This is a genomic window from Streptomyces sp. cg40, from assembly GCF_050320165.1.
Taxonomy (GTDB): Bacteria; Actinomycetota; Actinomycetes; order Streptomycetales; family Streptomycetaceae; genus Streptomyces; species Streptomyces hokutonensis.
On the sequence record NZ_CP190128.1, the window covers coordinates 3944104 to 3961319 of the forward strand.

A 17216-nucleotide genomic window follows, 5' to 3' on the forward strand; every position below is an offset into this window, starting at 1 on the left:
GCAATGGACCGAAGTCGGCCTGGCAGTACCACCCGCTCTTCCGACCGCTGATGTCGTCGCTCTGGCTCTTGTTCTAGCCTCCAGTCGGCTGTCGCCGCTCGCACTTCTTCACCGTCGCGGAAGAGCACTTCGTTTCTTCACCTGATCCGTCCGGCCCTGTCCGTGGTCTGTCTGTTCCGCAGTCGGCCCTCGGTCGGTCGGTGCCTGTAAGTCAGTGCCTTGTATCAGTAGCGAAACTCGCCACCGCGACGGTGCGGTGCTCCCCGCTTTGTGGACGTGCCAAACATCCGTACACAGGACGTCCCCATTCCGGGCAGTTCCAACCGTCGTTGGCGCCTTTCGCTGCTCGTCGCGAAGGAGCCCGCCATGTCGATGATCCGCGACCTGCGTGCCGTGGTCCGCCCGTCCCGCCCCTCCCTGCGCAAGGACGGCGGCGCGTACGACACCACGCGTGACCCCGGCACCCCGTCGGCCGTCGTCGACTGCGCCGTCTACCGCGACGGTGCCCGCGTCGACACCGGCAAGCCGCTCACCCCGCACGAGGCGATGCGCCAGGTGCGGCGCGACGGCGGCTTCGTGTGGATCGGGCTGCACGAGCCGACCGAGGCCGAATTCGCCGGTATCGCCCGGGAGTTCGGACTCCACCCGCTCGCCGTCGAGGACGCCGTGCAGGCCCACCAGCGACCCAAGCTGGAGCGCTACGACGACTCCCTGTTCACGGTCTTCAAGACCATCCACTACGTCGAGCACGACCAACTCACGGCAAACAGCGAGGTGGTCGAGACCGGCGAGGTCATGTGCTTCACCGGCCGGGACTTCTTCATCACCGTCCGGCACGGCGGGCAGGGCTCGCTGCGGGCGCTGCGCCACCGCCTCCAGGACGACCCCGAGCTGCTCGCCCGCGGTCCCTCGGCGGTGCTGCACGCGATCGCCGACCATGTCGTGGACGGCTATGTCGCGGTCGCGGACGCGGTGCAGGACGACATCGACGAGGTCGAGACCGAGGTGTTCACCCCGGGCCGCAAGGGCGGGGTCTCGCGCGGTGTCGACTCGGCGCGGATCTACCAACTCAAGCGCGAGGTACTGGAGTTCAAGCGGGCGGTGTCGCCGCTGCTGCGTCCCATGCAGCTGCTGAGCGAGCGGCCGATGCGGCTGATCGACCCCGACATCCAGAAGTACTTCCGCGATGTCGCCGACCACCTCGCCCGGGTCCAGGAACAGGTCATCGGCTTCGACGAGCTGCTGAACTCGATCCTCCAGGCCAACCTCGCGCAGGCGTCCGTCGCGCAGAACGAGGACATGCGGAAGATCACCGCGTGGGCCGCGATCATCGCCGTACCGACGATGGTGACCGGCGTGTACGGCATGAACTTCGAGCACATGCCCGAGCTGCACGCGCGGTACGGGTATCCGGTGGTGCTCGCGTTCACCGTGACCGTCTGTCTGGCGATCCACCGCACGCTGAAGCGCAACGGCTGGCTGTGAGCGGGCTGGATAGGCTGGGCGCCATGACTAGCAGCGAGCTGCTCGACCAGGCCCTCGTCGAGGAGGCCACGAAGAAGTCCGGCCTCGTCTGGGTCAACGGCCCCGGCGTCCCGGCCCGTGCGCTGTGGCACGTCTGGCACGAGGGCGCGGCCACTCTGGTCGGCGACGGTCCGGGCGAGCAGCCGCTGCCGGGGCTCGCCGACGGCGGCGCCGCCGAGGTCACGGTCCGCAGCAAGGACAAGGGCGGCCGGCTGGTCGTATGGACGGCGAAGGTCGTGGAACTGGCACCGGGCTCGGAGGCCTGGACCGCGGCCGTCGGCGAGCTGAAGGGCAAGCGGCTCAACGCGCCCGACGGCGAGGCGATGACGGAGCGCTGGGCGCGCGAGTGCCGGGTGCTGCGGCTCGAACCGACGGGCGCCACAAGCGAGTTGCCGGAGGGTTCGCTGGCCGAGCCTCCGCTGCCCTCTCCCGCGACGACCCGTCAGCCGGCCCCGGCCGCGCTGCCGCGCCTGCTGCTGAAGAAACGCAAACGCCGGTAACCGCCATCAAATGCCGTCAGGAAGACGGCAGTTGCTTGCCGTAGTCGACAGTGTCGTCGTCCGCGGGTTCCGTCACGGCGAAGCTCTTGCCCCAGTCCGAGAAGGTCAGGGTGCCCGCGCCGCCCGCGCGGACCAGCCGGAGCGGATAGGGCTTGCCCTCGAGGGAGACGTCGAGGGTGCCGCCGGAGCCGTCGTCGCCGGTGATGCGGATCGTGCGGACGCCGTTCTGGTCGTGGTGTCCGTCCGTCGCGAGCGACCCGTGCAGGGTCAGCAGACTGGAGAGGAGGACGTCCTTGTCCGTGAAACCACTGAACTTCTTGTACGAGGGGTCGTCCTGCGGCACCTTCACGTACTTGCCGTGCAGCGAGTCGCCGACGCCCGAGTCCCCGTTGCTGTTCCAGAAGTCCGCGTCGGCCTTCAGATACAGCTGCTCACCGACCCGCAGCAGCCCGAAGGTCGACCCCTTCGAGGTGACCGAGCCGGTGCCGCCGTCGGACTTCAGCCGCATGTCCAGCCGGTACGTCCGCCCGCTGGTGACGACAGTCCCGGACAGCCGTACCGCGTCGGCGGCGCCCGCGGCCGTCACCGACTTCGACTGGATCTTGTCGGCGGCCAGCTTGCCGACCCCGTTGGTCCCCGCGTCCGGATCCTCGCTGCAGCCCGCCAGAGCCAGCACGCAGACCGCGCCGAGCAGCGCCGCACGACGGTTTCGGACCTGGGGAATCGCAGTCACAGGTGGGGGGCCTTTCGTGCGGCGGGGGGCGATGGCGTACGGCAGCGTACCGGGGTCGCCGGGCGCCGTCGGAGCCAGTCCGTCCGGACCGCCCACCTGCGCGGATCGCATACGGACGGGCTAGCCTGAAGCCCGTCCGAGCGGGCAAATCGGAACATCCGGAAACCAGGAAAAGAAAGGGAGGTGCAGCCATGGCAGGGGGCGCCCCCAGGGTCTTCGTCTCGCACCTCTCCGGTGTCGCCGTCTTCGATCCCAACGGCGACCAGGTGGGCCGCGTCCGCGACCTCGTCGTCATGCTCCGCGTCGGTCAACGGCCCCCGCGCCTGCTCGGCCTGGTCGTCGAACTCTCCACCCGGCGCCGCATCTTCCTCCCCATGACCCGGGTCACCGGCATCGAGTCAGGGCAGGTCGTCACCACCGGGGTGCTCAACGTCCGCCGCTTCGAGCAACGGCCCACCGAGCGGCTGGTGTTCGGCGAACTCCTCGACCGGCGCGTCACCCTCGTCGAGACCGGCGAGGAGGTCACCGTCCTCGACCTGGCGGTGCAGCAGCTGCCGGCCCGCCGGGACTGGGAGATCGACCGGGTCTTCGTCCGCAAGGGCAGGACCGGCGGAGCCTTCAGAAGGGCCAAGGGCGAGACGCTGACCGTGGAGTGGTCCGCCGTCACCGGTTTCTCCCTGGAGGAGCAGGGACAGGGCGCGGAGAGCCTCCTGGCCACCTTCGAGCAGCTGCGCCCCGCCGACCTCGCCAACGTCCTGCACCACCTCTCCCCCAAGCGCCGGGCCGAGGTCGCCGCCGCCCTCGACGACGACCGTCTCGCCGACGTCCTCGAAGAGCTCCCGGAGGACGACCAGATCGAGATCCTCGGCAAGCTGAAGGAGGAGCGCGCGGCGGACGTCCTGGAGGCGATGGACCCGGACGACGCGGCCGACCTGCTCGGCGAGCTGCCGGAGGAGGACCAGGAGCGGCTGCTGAACCTGATGGAGCCCTCCGAGGCGGCCGACGTACGCCGTCTGATGTCGTACGAGGAGCACACCGCGGGCGGCCTCATGACGACCGAGCCGATCGTTCTACGACCGGACGCGACCGTAGCCGACGCGCTCGCCCGGGTCCGCAACGCCGACCTGTCCCCGGCCCTCGCCGCCCAGGTCTACGTGTGCCGCCCGCCCGACGACACCCCGACCGGCAAGTACCTCGGCACGGTCCACTTCCAGCGGCTGCTGCGCGACCCGCCGTACACCCTGGTCAGCGCGATCATCGACGGCGACCTCCAACCCCTGGACCCGGACGCCTCGTTGCAGCTCATCGCCGGGTTCTTCGCGACGTACGACATGGTCGCGGCGCCCGTGGTCGACGAGACCGGGTCGCTGCTGGGCGCGGTGACCGTGGACGACGTACTGGACCACATGCTGCCGGAGGACTGGCGGGAGACGGAATTCCACCTGGACGAGGACGACGAAGCAGAAGCGGAGGAGGTGGCGGCTCATGACTCCTGAGCGCGAGACCACGCGTGAGCGGACACCGGCGGGCGCGACCGCCACCACCCGGTCGCGGACCCGGCTCGACCAGCCGCGCCCGCCGCGGCGCCGGCTGCTGCCCGAGTACGACCCGGAGGCCTTCGGGCGGCTGTCGGAACGGATCGCCCGCTTCCTGGGCACCGGGCGGTTCATCGTCTGGATGACGATCGTCATCATCGCGTGGGTGCTGTGGAACATCTTCGCCCCGCGCGATGTGCGCTTCGACAACTACCCGTTCATCTTCCTCACCCTGATGCTGTCGCTCCAGGCCTCCTACGCCGCCCCGCTGATCCTGCTCGCGCAGAACCGGCAGGACGACCGCGACCGGGTCAACCTCGAACAGGACCGCAAGCAGAACGAGCGGTCGATCGCCGACACCGAGTACCTCACCCGCGAGATCGCCGCCCTGCGCATCGGTCTCGGCGAGGTGGCGACCCGGGACTGGATCCGCTCCGAGCTGCAGGACCTCGTCAAGGAGCTGGACGTACGGCACGACGGGCATGTCGTATTCCCGGCAGAACGGTCTTCCGTGCGTGACGCAGACGACCGCTGAGGGGCTGGCCGAAGGGCCCGGTCGGCGCCGTACCATCGACACATGGCTACGGAAGACGCGGTGCGCGAAGCGCTGTCGACGGTGAACGACCCCGAGATCAACCGACCCATCACCGAACTGGGGATGGTCAAGTCGGTGGAGATCGGTGCGGACGGAGCGGTCGCGGTCACCGTGTACCTGACGGTCTCCGGCTGCCCCATGCGCGAGACGATCACGCAGCGCGTGACGGAGGCGGTCTCGCGCGTCGAGGGCGTCACCGGCGTCGACGTGACCCTCGACGTGATGAGCGACGAGCAGCGCAAGGAACTCGCGACCGCCCTGCGCGGCGGCACGGCCGAGCGCGAGGTCCCCTTCGCCAAGCCCGGCTCCCTCACCCGCGTCTACGCGGTCGCCTCCGGCAAGGGTGGCGTCGGCAAGTCCTCGGTGACGGTGAACCTCGCGGCGGCGATGGCGGCCGACGGCCTCAAGGTCGGGGTCGTCGACGCCGACATCTACGGCCACTCCGTGCCGCGCATGCTGGGCGCCGACGGCAGTCCCACCCAGGTCGAGAACATGATCATGCCGCCGTCGGCGCACGGCGTGAAGGTCATCTCCATCGGCATGTTCACCCCGGGCAACGCCCCGGTCGTGTGGCGCGGCCCGATGCTCCACCGCGCGCTCCAGCAGTTCCTGGCGGACGTGTACTGGGGCGACCTGGACGTCCTCCTCCTCGACCTCCCGCCGGGCACGGGCGACATCGCGATCTCCGTCGCGCAGCTCGTCCCGAACGCCGAGATCCTCGTCGTGACGACCCCTCAGCAGGCGGCGGCCGAGGTCGCCGAGCGGGCCGGTTCCATCGCCGTACAGACCCACCAGAAGATCGTCGGCGTGGTCGAGAACATGGCGGGCCTGCCGTGCCCGCACTGCGGCGAGATGGTCGACGTCTTCGGCACGGGCGGCGGCCAGTCCGTCGCGGACGGCCTGACCCGCACGACCGGCGCCTCGGTCCCGGTCCTCGGCTCCATCCCGATCGACGTCCGCCTCCGCGAGGGCGGCGACGAGGGCAAACCGGTGGTGTTGAGCGACCCGGACTCCCCGGCGGGCGCGGCCCTGAGGGGCATCGCCGGCAAGCTCGGAGGCCGGCAGCGGGGTCTTTCGGGACTGTCACTCGGGATCACACCCAAGAACAAGTTCTAGGGATCTTCCTACGACGATGGGGGCGCCGTCCGGCCGGACGGCGCCCCCATCGTCGTAGCGTCTACTGGGCGTAGGTCGCGATGTCCTTGATCATGGCGAAGCCGAGCCCGTACGCGCTCATGCCCCGGCCGTAGGCCCCCACGTGGACCCCCGCCTGGGTCGACCCGGCCAGTACCCAGCCGAACTCGGACTCGCGGTAGTGGAAGGGCGTCGGGACGCCGTCCACGGGCAGGGACAGGGTGGACCAGTCGTCGCCGGCGAGGTCGTCGGCCAGGACCCAGGCCGTCTCGGTCTGCTGCTCCAGCCAGTCGTCCCGCAGCGTGTGGTCCATCTGGCCGGGCCAGGTGAAGGACAGCAGTCCGACGCCGGCGAGCCAGGCCGCCGAGGACACCGAGGTGGCCTCCAGGAGGCCCGTGCCGTCGGCCGTGCGGCGCGCGGGGTTGCCCGCGACGGTGACGACGACCGCGAACTTCTCCTTGTCCTCCGTGCCTTCGTTGCGTACGGAGGGCTCGTCGCCGTGTCCGATCGAACCGTGTTCGACGGCACCGTCCGCCGCCATGCCCACCTGCATCAGCCAGCGCGGCCCCGTGAAGGCCTCGTCGAGGCCGTACCACGGGAAGGGCGCCAGCAGGTAGCCGTCGACCGTGCGCCGGGCGGAGGGGACCTGCTGTCCGCCCTCCGCGGCCGGCGCCTGCGCGCCTACCCGACTCGTCGTCTCCATGCCGGACGCCTCCTCGCTCTCGTCGGACCGGGGCGGCCCGCCCCCCTTCGGGCGACTCGCCCGGTCCGCACAACAACTCGGCAGCATAGCCACCTCGTGGGAGGCAGCCCGGAAAGCGCCCGGCGCGTGAGGCGCCCGGAGGCCGTGTTCAGGCCGTACGAGGGCGTGGCGAAGCTATGAAACGCGTCACGTGGGAGGCGCTTCGGGAGCCGCGCGGGAAGGTCAGGTGGCGTCCGCGTCGAAGGGCGGGCGCTCGTCCTTCTCGGGGTCCTCGGGCTTCTTGGTCATGTCGAGACGACCACCGGAAGCGGGCGGCGAACTCGGAGTGTCGGCGCTCTGCACCGCCTCCGTGACCTCGGCCATCTCCTTCTTCAGGTCGAAGCCGTTGCGGATCTCCTTGAGCCCCAGCTCGTCGTTGTCCAGCTGCTTGCGCAGGAACGTCTTGGGGTTGAGGTCCTCGAAGTCGAAGTCCTTGAAGTCCGGGCCGAGTTCCTCGCGGATGTCCGCCTTGGCGCTCTCCGAGAACTCTCGGATCTTCCGGATCGTCCGCATGACGTCCTGGATGACCTTCGGGAGCTTGTCCGGACCGAAGACGAGCACGGCGAGGACGATGATCGTCACCAGCTCTAGCGGTCCTATGTCATTGAACACCTGAAGCTCCTTGCGATCCTCGGTCCGCGGCCCTCGGTGGTCGGTGCGCGTCTTCCGTGGTCCGGGCCGGGTCCACGGTACCCGGCGATCCCACCCGACCGGTACTGTCCCGTGGGCTACGAGTGGGTGTACAGGACCGGTTTTCCGGGTTGTTTGCCTAGTGGGACGGGCCGCGGGGCTCTCACCTGTGACGTTTCTGTCAATCGCCGGTCGAGGAGCCCAGAACGAGCGACACGGTCATGTTCCTGCCGCCCCGCCTGAGCGTCAGCCGCAGGTGGTCGCCGGGACGGTGCGCGCGGGTCCTGACGATGAGTTCGTCGCCGGTGTGGACGCGCTCGCCGTCGACCTGGATGATCACGTCGCCCGCCTTCAGCCCGGCTTTGGCGCCGGGACCGCCGGCGGTGACGGCGGGGTCTCCGCCGCTGCCCTTCGTCGCGACGCGGGCGCCGTCCCCGGAGTAGTCCATGTCGAGGGTGACGCCGATGACCGGGTGGGTGGCCCTCCCGGTGTTGATCAGTTCCTCGGCGACGCGCTTGGCCTGGTTGACGGGGATGGCGAAGCCGAGCCCGATGGAACCGGCCTGGCCGTCGCCCGTGTCGGTCCCGTCGTCGGCCGACCGGATCGCCGAGTTGATCCCCACGACCCGCCCCTGGGCGTCGAGCAGCGGCCCGCCGGAGTTGCCCGGGTTGATGGGCGCGTCGGTCTGAAGGGCGTCGACGTACGAGACGTCGCTCCCGTCCGCCGCGTCGCCGCCGGCCGTGATGGGCCGGTCCTTGGCGCTGATGATCCCGGCGGTCACGGTGTTGTCGAGGTCGAAGGGCGCGCCGATCGCCACGACGGGGTCGCCGACCCGCACGTTGTCGGAGTTGCCGAGGGGCATGGGCCTGAGCCCGCGCACCCGGCTCACCTGCACCACGGCGAGGTCGTAGCCGGTGTCGTGCCCGACGACCTTCGCCCTGGCGGTCTGTCCCCCGCTGAAGCTCACGGATATCTCGCCGTCGCCGCCCGCGGGCTGCACGACATGGTTGTTGGTGAGGATGTGGCCCCGCGTGTCCAGCACGATCCCGGTGCCGGTCCCCGACTCCTCGTCCCCGCTCACATGCAGGGTCACCACACTGGGCAGCGCCCGAGCGGCGATCCCGGCCACACTCCCGGCCGCCCGCCCACCGTCCTCGGCACCGGCCTGCGGCAGCACGACGTCACCACCGACACCGTCCCGCTCCAGATACGCCCCTACGACGCCGCCGACGCCCCCGGAGACCAGCGCGAGCACCAGCCCGGAGACGACGAGGAGTTTCCGGGTGCGGTTGCGGCGCTGCTCCTGGGTCGGGGGCGCGGCACCGGTCTGTTGGAGGGGGGCGATCGGCGGTGCGGGTGCCCAGGGGTCGTAGCGGTGCCAGGGATCGGGAACGGGGGTGGGGGCGGCGTCCGGTGGGGCGGGGGTGCTGAAAGCCGTTGAGCCGGTCGGTGGGGCAGGAACGCCGGAGGCCGTCGTGGCGGCCTGTGGGGCGTCTCCGGGCGCCTCCACGGGGCGCTCCGGCTCGAAGTCGGCGTCGGCGGAAGGGACTTCAGCGCTCACGGCCGCGCCGGGCGTCACCGCCCGCCCTCGACTCCACCACTTCGGCTTCGGTGTCTCCTCGTTCATGTGCTCCCCACCGCCCGCCGTGCCACCCCGTACTCCCCGGATTCAACCAGGTCGACGGGGTGCGGGGCAGGGGCCGGTCAGTGCAGGGGGCGGGAGGAGGCGGAGGGGGACGGAGTGGGGGAAGAGGTGGCGTCGGGTGCGCGCAGCAGGCCGGGGGCCATGACCTCGGGGGCCGTGGACCACGAGGTGAGGGCGACCGGCGGGTTCGTGTTGAGCGGGCGTATCAGCGGGGACATGACCGCCGCACCGGCCACGACGGGCGCGGTCAGCGTGTGCATGACCTCGTCGTCGCCCCGGACGACCGCGGGGGACGGCACCCCGGGCAGCAGCGGCGCGGAGACGGAGGTCGGGGCGATCGGGGTGTCGCCCAGCATCGACCGCTGGCTCGCGCCCTGGGCGAGCAGGGGTCCGACGCCTCGGCGGCGGCCGGAGTCGGCGGCCGCGGCGCCCGTGCCCTGGGTGCGCGCCGGGGTCACTCCCGCGCCGCCCCTTGCTTCGGCGGCGGTGTCGCCCGGCGTGACCGTGGCGACCCCGCCCAGGGCGATCGCGGCCAGGGAGACCGCGCCGGCGGCGACGAACGCGAACCGCATGCCGCGTGAGGCGGAGCGGTCGCTGTCGTGCCGGCTGACGTCATGGATGCGGAAGCCCTCGCGGGCCGGTGCGGACGACGGGGTCAGGGCTGTCGCGGCGTGCGGGCCCGCGGGGACGTAGCCGAACTCGAAGGCGTCGAGCGGGCCGTCTCTTTTCACGCCGAAGAAGCCGGCTCCGGCGAGGAATCCCCCGCCGGGCGGTTCCTCGGCGTCCGAGTCGTCTCCCCCGGGGAGTCCCTGGAGGCGGGCCAGGAAGCTCTCGGAGGGCGGCGGCGGGGCCACTTCCGCGAACACGTTCTTCAGTCGGCGCTGCGCGTCGGCCTCGGCCTTGCACTTCGTACAGGTGGCCAGGTGCGCCAGTACGCGATCGCGCGACTCATGACCGAGCTCCCCGTCCACCAGGGCGGAAAGTCGGTCTCCCAGATGCTGCTCCGCAGGCGTAGGACGTGATCCACTCACGCGGTCGCGCCCCCTCCCCCCAGCGCGGGCACACGCGCCACGAAGGAACGGCGCTCGGCCCGTGCTTCCGGCGAGCGGTGTGCGAGGGCCTTGCGCAGCTGGGAGCGGCCACGGTGGATCCGGGACCGGACCGTGCCGAGCTTGACGCCCAGGGTCGCGGCGATCTCCTCGTAGGAGAGGCCCTCGATGTCACAGAGGACGACCGCCGCCCGGAACTCGGGCGCGAGGGTGTCCAGGGCCTGCTGGACGTCGGCGTCGAAGTGCGCGTCGTTGAAGACCTGCTGGGGCGACGGCTCGCGGCTGGGCAGGCGCTCGGCCGCGTCCTCCCCGAGCGCGTCGAAACGGATGCGCTGCTTGCGGCGGACCATGTCCAGGAAGAGGTTGGTGGTGATGCGGTGCAGCCAGCCCTCGAAGGTGCCGGGCGTGTAGGTCGACAGGGAACGGAAGACCCGGACGAAGACCTCTTGCGTCAGGTCCTCGGCGTCGTGCTGGTTCCCCGTCAGGCGGTACGCGAGCCGGTACACACGGCCGCTGTGGGTGCTGACGATCTCCTCCCAGGTGGGCGGAGTCCACGCCTGCCCGTCCGCGTCGGTGGAGAAGGTCGCGGTCTGGGCATGGTCAGCGGCGTGGCTGTGGTCAGCAGCGGTGTCGTTCACGGATTTCGGCCTGCCTGCCGATCCGAGAAAGCGCCGGAGCACTCCTCCCCGATCCACAGGTACAGCCGCACCTCCCCTGTCGGCTCTGGTGGTGTCCAGTGGAGTCCCTACCATAGCCACCTCGCCCGTTAGCTCCGGATAAGGGGTTTTACGAGAATTTGATACATGCTCATACCGACCTTCCGGCGGTACGAGCCGATGCTCGGGCCCCTGCTCCCGCCGCTGCTCGACGTCCTGATCCGTCCTCATCCCCCGCTCTCCCCTCCGGCCGCGTCCCCCAGTGCATTCCTCCCCCTCTAAACGCCCGGTCCCATCAGCAGGTTCCCGGCACCAACGGATACAGTCACGCCCAGGCAACCACGGGGACAGGAGAGGGTCATTACCGGCAACCGGCAGACGAGCTGGGCGTTCGCCGACGCCTATGTCGCCGAGGACGAAGCACTGCGCTGGGCCCGGGACCGGGCCCGCGAGGCAGGGCTGCGCTCGGTGTCGCCCGGCACGGGCGCCGCGCTGCGGATGCTGGCCGCCACCGTGGACGCGAAGGCGGTGGCGGAGATCGGTACCGGGACCGGCGTGTCCGGGATGCATCTTCTCCACGGCATGCGGCCGGACGGGGTACTGACCACCGTCGACCAGGAGCCGGACCACCAGCAGTTCGCCCGCCAGGCCTTCCGCGCGTGCGGCTTCGCCAGCAACCGGGCCCGCTTCATCCCGGGCCGCGCCCTGGACGTGCTGCCCCGGCTCGCGGACGCCGGCTACGACCTGGTGTTCTGCGACGGCGACCGGCAGGAGTTCCTGGACTATCTCGCTGAATCGTTGCGCCTGCTGCGTCCGGGTGGCCTGGTGGTCTTCGAGGGCGTCTTCGCCAACGGCCGGACCGTCGACTCGGGCCCGCAGCCGACCGAGGTGCTGCGGCTGCGCGAGCTGCTGCGGGCGGTGCGCGAGAGCCCGGAGCTGGTGCCGTCGCTGCTCCCGGTGGGCGACGGACTGCTGTGCGCCGTCAAGCGGTAGAACGCCTTGGGAACGCGGGAAAGCAGCGGCCCCGGCACCATCTCGGATGCCGGGGCAGCTGAAGGGGTATGGTCGCGTTCCGCCGCGTCAGCCGACGACCTTCTTGAGGGCGTCGCCCAGGGCGTCGGCCTCGTCAGGGGTCAGCTCGACGACGAGCCGACCGCCGCCTTCGAGCGGAACGCGCATGACGATGCCCCGCCCCTCCTTGGTCACCTCGAGCGGGCCATCGCCCGTCCGCGGCTTCATGGCCGCCATGCTCGTTCCCCTTCCTGAAACCAGCTCATCGTCGCCGACGGCCCCATGGAGGGCACGCGCGGCCCCTAATGAGACACGCGTCACCGGCATCGAACACATTGCTTCCAAGCCATTATCCCGCATCTCAGGACCCGATGACCAACATCAGTCGGCATCGCTTGGGCAACGCGCGCGAGCAAAACCACTCAATTCGCCGATGTGACTGCGATACTTCGCCGCCGCGCGGACCCCTGCCGACCGAAACCGGCGCCGAATTCTTTGACGCAGGTCACACGACCGGTCCGGTGCGTGGACGGCGATCTCCGCCATGCTGTCCTACGGACACAGGGCGTACCGAACGGTACGCCGGAGCCACCGCACCGGAGGGGACACACCATGGCCGACACCGTGCTCTACGAGGTGAGCGACGGACTCGCGAAGATCACGCTGAACCGCCCGGAGGCGATGAACGCGCTGAACATCGCGACCAAGGTCGCCCTCCGGGAGGCGGTCCAGGCCGCGGCGGGTGACGACGCCGTACGGGCCGTGCTGCTGACCGCGGCCGGGGAGCGGGCGTTCTGCGTGGGCCAGGACCTCAAGGAGCACATCGGCCTCCTGGCCTCCGACCGCGAGGCCGGGACCGGGGAGACCATGACCACGGTCAAGGAGCACTACAACCCCATCGTGCGGGCGCTGGCCGGAATGGCGAAGCCCGTGGTGGCCGGGGTCAACGGGGTCGCGGCCGGGGCCGGGTTCGGGCTCGCGCTGGCCGCGGACTACCGGGTCGTGGCCGACACCGCCGGCTTCAACACGTCCTTCGCGGGTGTCGCCCTTACTGCGGACTCCGGCATCTCCTGGACGCTGCCCAGGGTCGTCGGACCCGGGCGCGCCGCCGACCTGCTGCTGTTCCCGCGCACGATCACGGCGCAGGACGCGTACGACCTCGGGATCGCCAACCGTCTCGTGCCCGCGGGCGAGTTGCACGCGGAGGCCGAGAAGGTGGCGCGGGCGTTGGCCGGCGGGCCGACGGTCGCCTACGCGGCGCTGAAGGAGTCCGTCGCCTACGGCTTCTCGCACACCCTTGAGGAGACGCTGGAGAAGGAGGACGAACTCCAGGCTCGGGCGGGCGCGTCGGAGGATCACGCGATCGCTGTGGAGGCGTTCGTCAACAAGGAGACGCCGAAGTACTTGGGGCGCTGAACCGACTCAGGGGAGGCGGGCCACACAGTCCGCCAAGTGGTCGTTCACCAGTCCGCACGCCTGCATCAGGGCGTACGCCGTCGTGGGCCCCACGAATTTCAGGCCCCGCTTCTTGAGGGCCTTTGACAGGGCCGTCGACGCCTCCGTGACCGCCGGGACGTCCCCGAGTGTCTTCGGGGCCGGGCCCGGCTTCGGGGCGTGGGACCAGATGAAGTCGTCGAGTTCGCCCGGCGCCCAGTCGGCCAGCACGCGCGCGTTGGCGATCGTCGCGTCGATCTTGAGGCGGTTGCGGATGATGCCCGTGTCGAGGAGCAGGCGTTCACGGTCGGCGTCCGTGAAGGTCGCGACCTCCGCGATCTTGAAGCCCGCGAACGCGGCCCGGAATCCCTCGCGGCGGCGCAGGATCGTGATCCAGGAGAGGCCCGACTGGAAGGCCTCCAGGGAGAGGCGCTCGTAGAGGGCGTCGTCGCCGTGGACCGGGCGGCCCCACTCCTCGTCGTGGTACGTGATGTAGTCCTCGGTGGACAGCGCCCAGGGGCAGCGCAGACCGCCGTCGGGACCGGCCACGGCCTCGCTCACTGGTGGTCGCCTTCCACGGGCTTCTCGATCGAGACGCGGTGGCTCTGCGCGCCCGCCAGCGCGGACTCCAGGTCGGCGATCCGGGCGTCGCGCTCGGCGAGTTCGGCGGCGATGCGGCTCAGCGCGTCGTCCACCTCGGCCATGCGGTAGCCCCGCACGGCGAGCGGGAAGCGGATGCTCTCCACGTCGGCCTGGTCGACCGGCCGGTCCGGGGGCAGCGCGTCGTCGAGGCGCTCGGGCGCGACGTCGGGCAGCGGGGCGTTCTCGCCGCCGCCGATCACCGAGAGGGTCACGGCGCCGACCACGACGGCCAGCCCGACGACCAGGAACAGGAACATGAACATCGCTGGGGTCTCCACGGGCGTCGAGGTCGGACGTGCCGAAGCCGAATGTGTCAGGGTCCGATCGTGCCATGCGACGCTGACAGTTAGGGTCACAGGCGGCTGAAGACCGGTCGGTACTAGGAGAGGTCACAGGGGATGCTCAGGCTGGGCAGGCGTGAATTCGACGCGCACGAGCCGGTGATCATGGCGATCGTGAACCGGACCCCGGACTCCTTCTACGACCAGGGGGCGACGTTCCGCGACGAGCCCGCCCTCGCGCGCGTGGAGCACGCCGTGGCCGAGGGCGCCGCCATCATCGACATCGGCGGAGTGAAGGCCGGCCCCGGTGAGGAGGTCACCGCCGAGGAGGAGGCGCGGCGTACGGTCGGTTTCGTGGCCGAGGTGCGGCGGCGCTTCCCGGACGTGATCATCAGCGTCGACACCTGGCGGCACGAGGTCGGCGAGGCCGTCTGCGAGGCCGGCGCGGATCTCCTGAACGACGCGTGGGGCGGCGTCGATCCGCGGCTCGCGGAGGTCGCCGCGCGGTACGGCGTGGGTCTTGTGTGCACGCACGCGGGCGGCGCCGAGCCGCGGACCCGGCCGCACCGGGTGACGTACGACGACGTCATGGCCGACATCCTGCGCGTGACCCTGGGGCTCGCCGAGCGGGCCGTTTCGCTGGGCGTGGCCAGGGAGTCGGTGCTGATCGATCCCGGGCACGACTTCGGGAAGAGCACGCGGCACAGTCTGGAGGCGACGCGGCGGCTCGGGGAGATGGTCGAGACGGGGTGGCCGGTGCTGGTGTCGCTGTCCAACAAGGACTTCGTGGGCGAGACGCTGGACAAGCCGGTCAAGGAGCGGGTTGTCGGGACGTTGGCGACGACTGCGGTGTCCGCGTGGCTCGGTGCCCAGGTGTACCGGGTGCACGAGGTCGCGGAGACTCGGCAGGTGCTGGACATGGTGGCGTCCATTGCCGGGCATCGGCCGCCGGCTGTGGCGCGGCGGGGGCTGGCCTGATTTTTTCGCCCCCGCCGCCCCTGCCCTCCCCCACTCTCGGCTTCGCTCGAGCGGGGGGACCCCCATCGTCCCTGGGGGCTGCCGCCCCCAGACCCCCGCTTTCGGCCTGGACGGCCTCGTCCTCAAACGCCGGACAGGCTGAAAAGAACCACCGTTACCGGCCGGCTTCCTTCGAGACCAGCGCTACCGCCTCGTCCACGTCGTCCGTCACGTGGAACAGCAGGAGGTCCTTCTCCGACGCCTTGCCCTGGGCGATCAGGGTGTTCTTCAGCCAGTCGACGAGGCCGCCCCAGTACTCGCTGCCGAAGAGGACGATCGGGAAGCGGGTGACCTTCTGGGTCTGCACGAGGGTGAGGGCCTCGAAGAGTTCGTCGAGGGTGCCGAGGCCGCCGGGGAGGACCACGAAGCCCTGGGCGTACTTGACGAACATCATCTTGCGGACGAAGAAGTAACGGAAGTTCAGGCCGATGTCGACGTAGGGGTTGAGCCCCTGCTCGAAGGGCAGCTCGATGCCCAGGCCGACGGAGATGCCCTTGGCCTCCAGGGCGCCCTTGTTGGCCGCCTCCATGGCTCCGGGGCCGCCTCCGGTGATCACGGCCCACCCGGCCTCCACGAGGGCGTGTCCGAGCCGTACGCCCGCTTCGTACTCCGGTGAGTCCGGCTTGGTGCGGGCCGAGCCGAACACGCTGATCGCGGGCGGCAGTTCGGCCAGTGTGCCGAAGCCCTCGATGAACTCCGACTGGATGCGCAGAACGCGCCACGGGTCGGTGTGGACCCAGTCCGAGGGGCCGCCCGCGTCCAGAAGACGCTGGTCGGTCGTGCTCGCGGTCACCTGGCCGCGCCTCCGGAGGACCGGTCCCAGGCGCTGTTCCTCCGGTGGCTGCTGCTTGCCCTCGGGGTTGCCTGTAGCCATGTGCGCTCCCTCCACTTGCAGGTGTTTCGTACCTCAGCGTAGGTCTACGCGGGTTACGGAGGGGGGACATACGGATGTCAGGCGGTGAGCCAGTCCCGCAGCCGCCGCTCCGCCTCGGGGATGAGAGCCGCCTCGACCCTCTCGTCCACCTTGTGGGCGAGGAGTTGGGCGCCCGGGCCGTAGTTCACCGCGGGCACTCCCAGGGCGCTGAAACGGGCCACGTCCGTCCAGCCGAACTTGGGGCGGGCCTCGCCGCCGACGGCCGCCATGAAGGCCGCAGCGGCCGGGTGGGTCAGGCCGGGGCGGGCTCCTCCGGTGTGGTCGTCCACGACGAACTCGTCGACCCCGCAGTCGGCGAAGTACTCGCGCACGAAGGCCTCCGCCTCCGCCTCGCTGCGGTCGGGCGCGTAGCGGAAGTTGACGACCAGGGTGCACGCGTCGGGGATGACGTTGGTGGCGACTCCCCCTTCCACCCGCACCGCGTTGAGGCCCTCGTGGAACTGAAGGCCGTCCACGACCGGCGTGCGGGGCTCGTACGCGGCGAGCCTGGCCAGTGCCCTGGAGGCGGCGTGGATCGCGTTGGAGCCCATCCACGCGCGCGCGGAGTGCGCTCGTTCGCCCTTGAACTTCAGGAACACCCGGAGCGTGCCCTGGCAGCCGCCCTCGACCTGACCGTCCGTCGGCTCCAGGAGGACCGCGAAGTCGCCCGCCAGCCACTCGGGACGGGCCTCGGAGACGTGCTTGAGGCCGTTGAGGGGAGCGGCGACCTCCTCGTTGTCGTAGAAGACGAACGTCAGGTCGCGGTTGGGGGCCGGGACCGTGGCCGCGAGGCGGAGTTGGACGGCGACGCCGGACTTCATGTCGCAGGTGCCGCAGCCCCACAGGACGCCGTTCTCGTCGAGGCGCGAGGGGACGTTCCCGGCGATCGGGACCGTGTCGATGTGGCCGGCCAGAATGACGCGTTCCGAACGGCCCAGGTTCGTGCGCGCGACGATGTTGTTGCCGTACCGGTCGACCGTCAGGTGGGGCAGGGCGCGCAGCGCGGTCTCGATCGCGTCCGCGAGGGGCTTCTCGCTGCCGCTCTCCGAGGGGAAGTCGACGAGCTGCGCGGTGAGCAGTGCGGCGTCCAGCGTGAGGTCAAGTGGGGTATCGGCCATGCCGTCGACCCTAACGCGAAGGGCGTCTCCACCGTTTGTCCACACCCGGCTCAGCGG

Annotated in this window: 20 protein-coding genes; 9 read left to right on the plus strand and 11 right to left on the minus strand. The window is 70.7% G+C overall.

Annotation, left to right across the window (positions count from 1 at the left end; genetic code table 11):
• Positions 1-366: 366 nt before the first annotated feature.
• Positions 367-1485, plus strand: a complete 1119-nt coding sequence (locus ACQHII_RS17210) for a magnesium and cobalt transport protein CorA (protein WP_427920125.1) — start codon at positions 367-369, stop codon at positions 1483-1485.
• A 23-nt stretch (positions 1486-1508) separates the two neighbouring features.
• A complete protein-coding gene (locus tag ACQHII_RS17215) occupies positions 1509-2024 on the plus strand; it encodes a hypothetical protein (RefSeq protein WP_427920126.1) in 516 nt (171 codons plus the stop codon).
• Positions 2025-2040: 16 nt separating this feature from the next.
• Here ACQHII_RS17215 and ACQHII_RS17220 read toward each other — a convergent pair whose 3' ends face one another.
• Positions 2041-2757: a hypothetical protein gene (locus ACQHII_RS17220; protein WP_427920127.1), complete on the minus strand. Its 717-nt coding sequence runs from the start codon at positions 2755-2757 to the stop codon at positions 2041-2043.
• Positions 2758-2948: 191 nt separating this feature from the next.
• On the opposite strand from ACQHII_RS17220, the gene ACQHII_RS17225 reads away from it, so the two are divergent.
• From ACQHII_RS17225 to ACQHII_RS17235, 3 genes are read left to right on the plus strand one after another with little or no spacing between them, the layout of a single operon-like run.
• A complete protein-coding gene (locus ACQHII_RS17225) occupies positions 2949-4253 on the plus strand; it encodes a magnesium transporter MgtE N-terminal domain-containing protein (RefSeq protein ID WP_427920128.1) in 1305 nt (434 codons plus the stop codon).
• A complete protein-coding gene (locus tag ACQHII_RS17230) occupies positions 4243-4827 on the plus strand; it encodes a DUF1003 domain-containing protein (protein WP_427920129.1) in 585 nt (194 codons plus the stop codon). The genes ACQHII_RS17225 and ACQHII_RS17230 overlap by 11 nt, the downstream gene beginning before the upstream one ends.
• A 42-nt stretch (positions 4828-4869) precedes the next feature.
• Complete coding sequence (locus tag ACQHII_RS17235) at positions 4870-6003, plus strand: Mrp/NBP35 family ATP-binding protein (protein WP_427920130.1); 1134 nt, start codon at positions 4870-4872, stop codon at positions 6001-6003.
• 61 nt (positions 6004-6064) lie between these two features.
• Here the strand turns inward: ACQHII_RS17235 and ACQHII_RS17240 are convergent, their stop codons facing one another.
• From ACQHII_RS17240 to sigE, 5 genes are all read right to left on the minus strand, one after another.
• On the minus strand, positions 6065-6724 hold the full coding sequence (locus ACQHII_RS17240) for a hypothetical protein (protein ID WP_200691275.1): 660 nt from the start codon (positions 6722-6724) through the stop codon (positions 6065-6067).
• A 222-nt stretch (positions 6725-6946) separates the two neighbouring features.
• Positions 6947-7375 (minus strand): sec-independent translocase, encoded by a 429-nt coding sequence (locus ACQHII_RS17245; RefSeq protein WP_019072077.1) that lies wholly within the window; start codon positions 7373-7375, stop codon positions 6947-6949.
• 199 nt (positions 7376-7574) lie between these two features.
• The gene (locus tag ACQHII_RS17250) at positions 7575-9020 is read right to left on the minus strand and encodes a S1C family serine protease (protein WP_427920131.1); all 1446 of its coding nucleotides are present in this window, start codon (positions 9018-9020) and stop codon (positions 7575-7577) included.
• Between the two features lie 77 nt (positions 9021-9097).
• Positions 9098-10069: an anti-sigma factor family protein gene (locus ACQHII_RS17255; RefSeq protein WP_427920132.1), complete on the minus strand. Its 972-nt coding sequence runs from the start codon at positions 10067-10069 to the stop codon at positions 9098-9100.
• Positions 10066-10767, minus strand: coding sequence for an RNA polymerase sigma factor SigE (gene sigE, locus ACQHII_RS17260; protein WP_019072074.1), 702 nt, complete (start codon positions 10765-10767; stop codon positions 10066-10068). Before sigE ends, ACQHII_RS17255 begins: the two co-directional genes overlap by 4 nt.
• A 123-nt stretch (positions 10768-10890) precedes the next feature.
• Between sigE and ACQHII_RS17265 the strand changes: the two genes are divergently transcribed.
• Both ACQHII_RS17265 and ACQHII_RS17270 read left to right on the plus strand, forming a co-directional pair.
• Entirely contained in the window at positions 10891-11025 is a 135-nt protein-coding gene (locus tag ACQHII_RS17265) for a hypothetical protein (protein ID WP_427920133.1), read from the plus strand.
• A gap of 12 nt (positions 11026-11037) precedes the next feature.
• Positions 11038-11736 (plus strand): O-methyltransferase, encoded by a 699-nt coding sequence (locus ACQHII_RS17270; RefSeq protein ID WP_362975611.1) that lies wholly within the window; start codon positions 11038-11040, stop codon positions 11734-11736.
• An 87-nt stretch (positions 11737-11823) separates the two neighbouring features.
• Here the strand turns inward: ACQHII_RS17270 and ACQHII_RS17275 are convergent, their stop codons facing one another.
• The gene (locus ACQHII_RS17275) at positions 11824-11991 is read right to left on the minus strand and encodes a DUF3117 domain-containing protein (protein ID WP_003966491.1); all 168 of its coding nucleotides are present in this window, start codon (positions 11989-11991) and stop codon (positions 11824-11826) included.
• A 375-nt stretch (positions 11992-12366) separates the two neighbouring features.
• On the opposite strand from ACQHII_RS17275, the gene ACQHII_RS17280 reads away from it, so the two are divergent.
• Positions 12367-13170 (plus strand): enoyl-CoA hydratase/isomerase family protein, encoded by an 804-nt coding sequence (locus tag ACQHII_RS17280; protein WP_427920134.1) that lies wholly within the window; start codon positions 12367-12369, stop codon positions 13168-13170.
• A 6-nt stretch (positions 13171-13176) separates the two neighbouring features.
• On the opposite strand, the gene ACQHII_RS17285 is transcribed toward ACQHII_RS17280, so the two are convergent.
• Positions 13177-13749 carry a DNA-3-methyladenine glycosylase I gene (locus ACQHII_RS17285; protein WP_427920135.1) on the minus strand — a complete coding sequence of 191 codons (573 nt, stop codon included), beginning with the start codon at positions 13747-13749 and terminating at the stop codon, positions 13177-13179.
• A complete protein-coding gene (locus ACQHII_RS17290; protein WP_381243543.1) occupies positions 13746-14087 on the minus strand; it encodes a DivIVA domain-containing protein in 342 nt (113 codons plus the stop codon). The genes ACQHII_RS17285 and ACQHII_RS17290 overlap by 4 nt, the downstream gene beginning before the upstream one ends.
• Before the next feature lie 141 nt (positions 14088-14228).
• Here ACQHII_RS17290 and folP point away from each other — a divergent pair, with 141 nt between their 5' ends.
• Positions 14229-15089, plus strand: coding sequence for a dihydropteroate synthase (gene folP, locus ACQHII_RS17295; RefSeq protein ID WP_427920136.1), 861 nt, complete (start codon positions 14229-14231; stop codon positions 15087-15089).
• Between the two features lie 154 nt (positions 15090-15243).
• On the opposite strand, the gene ACQHII_RS17300 is transcribed toward folP, so the two are convergent.
• Both ACQHII_RS17300 and dapE read right to left on the minus strand, forming a co-directional pair.
• Positions 15244-16002 (minus strand): TIGR00730 family Rossman fold protein, encoded by a 759-nt coding sequence (locus ACQHII_RS17300; RefSeq protein ID WP_093628996.1) that lies wholly within the window; start codon positions 16000-16002, stop codon positions 15244-15246.
• 77 nt (positions 16003-16079) lie between these two features.
• On the minus strand, positions 16080-17159 hold the full coding sequence (dapE, locus tag ACQHII_RS17305; RefSeq protein WP_427920137.1) for a succinyl-diaminopimelate desuccinylase: 1080 nt from the start codon (positions 17157-17159) through the stop codon (positions 16080-16082).
• Positions 17160-17216 lie beyond the last annotated feature (57 nt).

What these genes read in the sequence shown, in the direction of transcription:
- ACQHII_RS17210 (WP_427920125.1), top strand. Translation starts at nt 367, where the DNA reads ATGTCGATGATCCGCGACCTGCGTGCCGTGGTCCGCCCGTCCCGCCCC.
- ACQHII_RS17215 (WP_427920126.1), top strand. Translation starts at nt 1,509, where the DNA reads ATGACTAGCAGCGAGCTGCTCGACCAGGCCCTCGTCGAGGAGGCCACG.
- ACQHII_RS17225 (WP_427920128.1), top strand. Translation starts at nt 2,949, where the DNA reads ATGGCAGGGGGCGCCCCCAGGGTCTTCGTCTCGCACCTCTCCGGTGTC.
- ACQHII_RS17230 (WP_427920129.1), top strand. Translation starts at nt 4,243, where the DNA reads ATGACTCCTGAGCGCGAGACCACGCGTGAGCGGACACCGGCGGGCGCG.
- ACQHII_RS17235 (WP_427920130.1), top strand. Translation starts at nt 4,870, where the DNA reads ATGGCTACGGAAGACGCGGTGCGCGAAGCGCTGTCGACGGTGAACGAC.
- ACQHII_RS17240 (WP_200691275.1), bottom strand. Translation starts at nt 6,724, where the DNA reads ATGGAGACGACGAGTCGGGTAGGCGCGCAGGCGCCGGCCGCGGAGGGC.
- ACQHII_RS17250 (WP_427920131.1), bottom strand. Translation starts at nt 9,020, where the DNA reads ATGAACGAGGAGACACCGAAGCCGAAGTGGTGGAGTCGAGGGCGGGCG.
- ACQHII_RS17265 (WP_427920133.1), top strand. Translation starts at nt 10,891, where the DNA reads ATGCTCATACCGACCTTCCGGCGGTACGAGCCGATGCTCGGGCCCCTG.
- ACQHII_RS17275 (WP_003966491.1), bottom strand. Translation starts at nt 11,991, where the DNA reads ATGGCGGCCATGAAGCCGCGGACGGGCGATGGCCCGCTCGAGGTGACC.
- ACQHII_RS17280 (WP_427920134.1), top strand. Translation starts at nt 12,367, where the DNA reads ATGGCCGACACCGTGCTCTACGAGGTGAGCGACGGACTCGCGAAGATC.
- ACQHII_RS17290 (WP_381243543.1), bottom strand. Translation starts at nt 14,087, where the DNA reads ATGTTCCTGTTCCTGGTCGTCGGGCTGGCCGTCGTGGTCGGCGCCGTG.
- folP (WP_427920136.1), top strand. Translation starts at nt 14,229, where the DNA reads ATGCTCAGGCTGGGCAGGCGTGAATTCGACGCGCACGAGCCGGTGATC.
- ACQHII_RS17300 (WP_093628996.1), bottom strand. Translation starts at nt 16,002, where the DNA reads ATGGCTACAGGCAACCCCGAGGGCAAGCAGCAGCCACCGGAGGAACAG.
- dapE (WP_427920137.1), bottom strand. Translation starts at nt 17,159, where the DNA reads ATGGCCGATACCCCACTTGACCTCACGCTGGACGCCGCACTGCTCACC.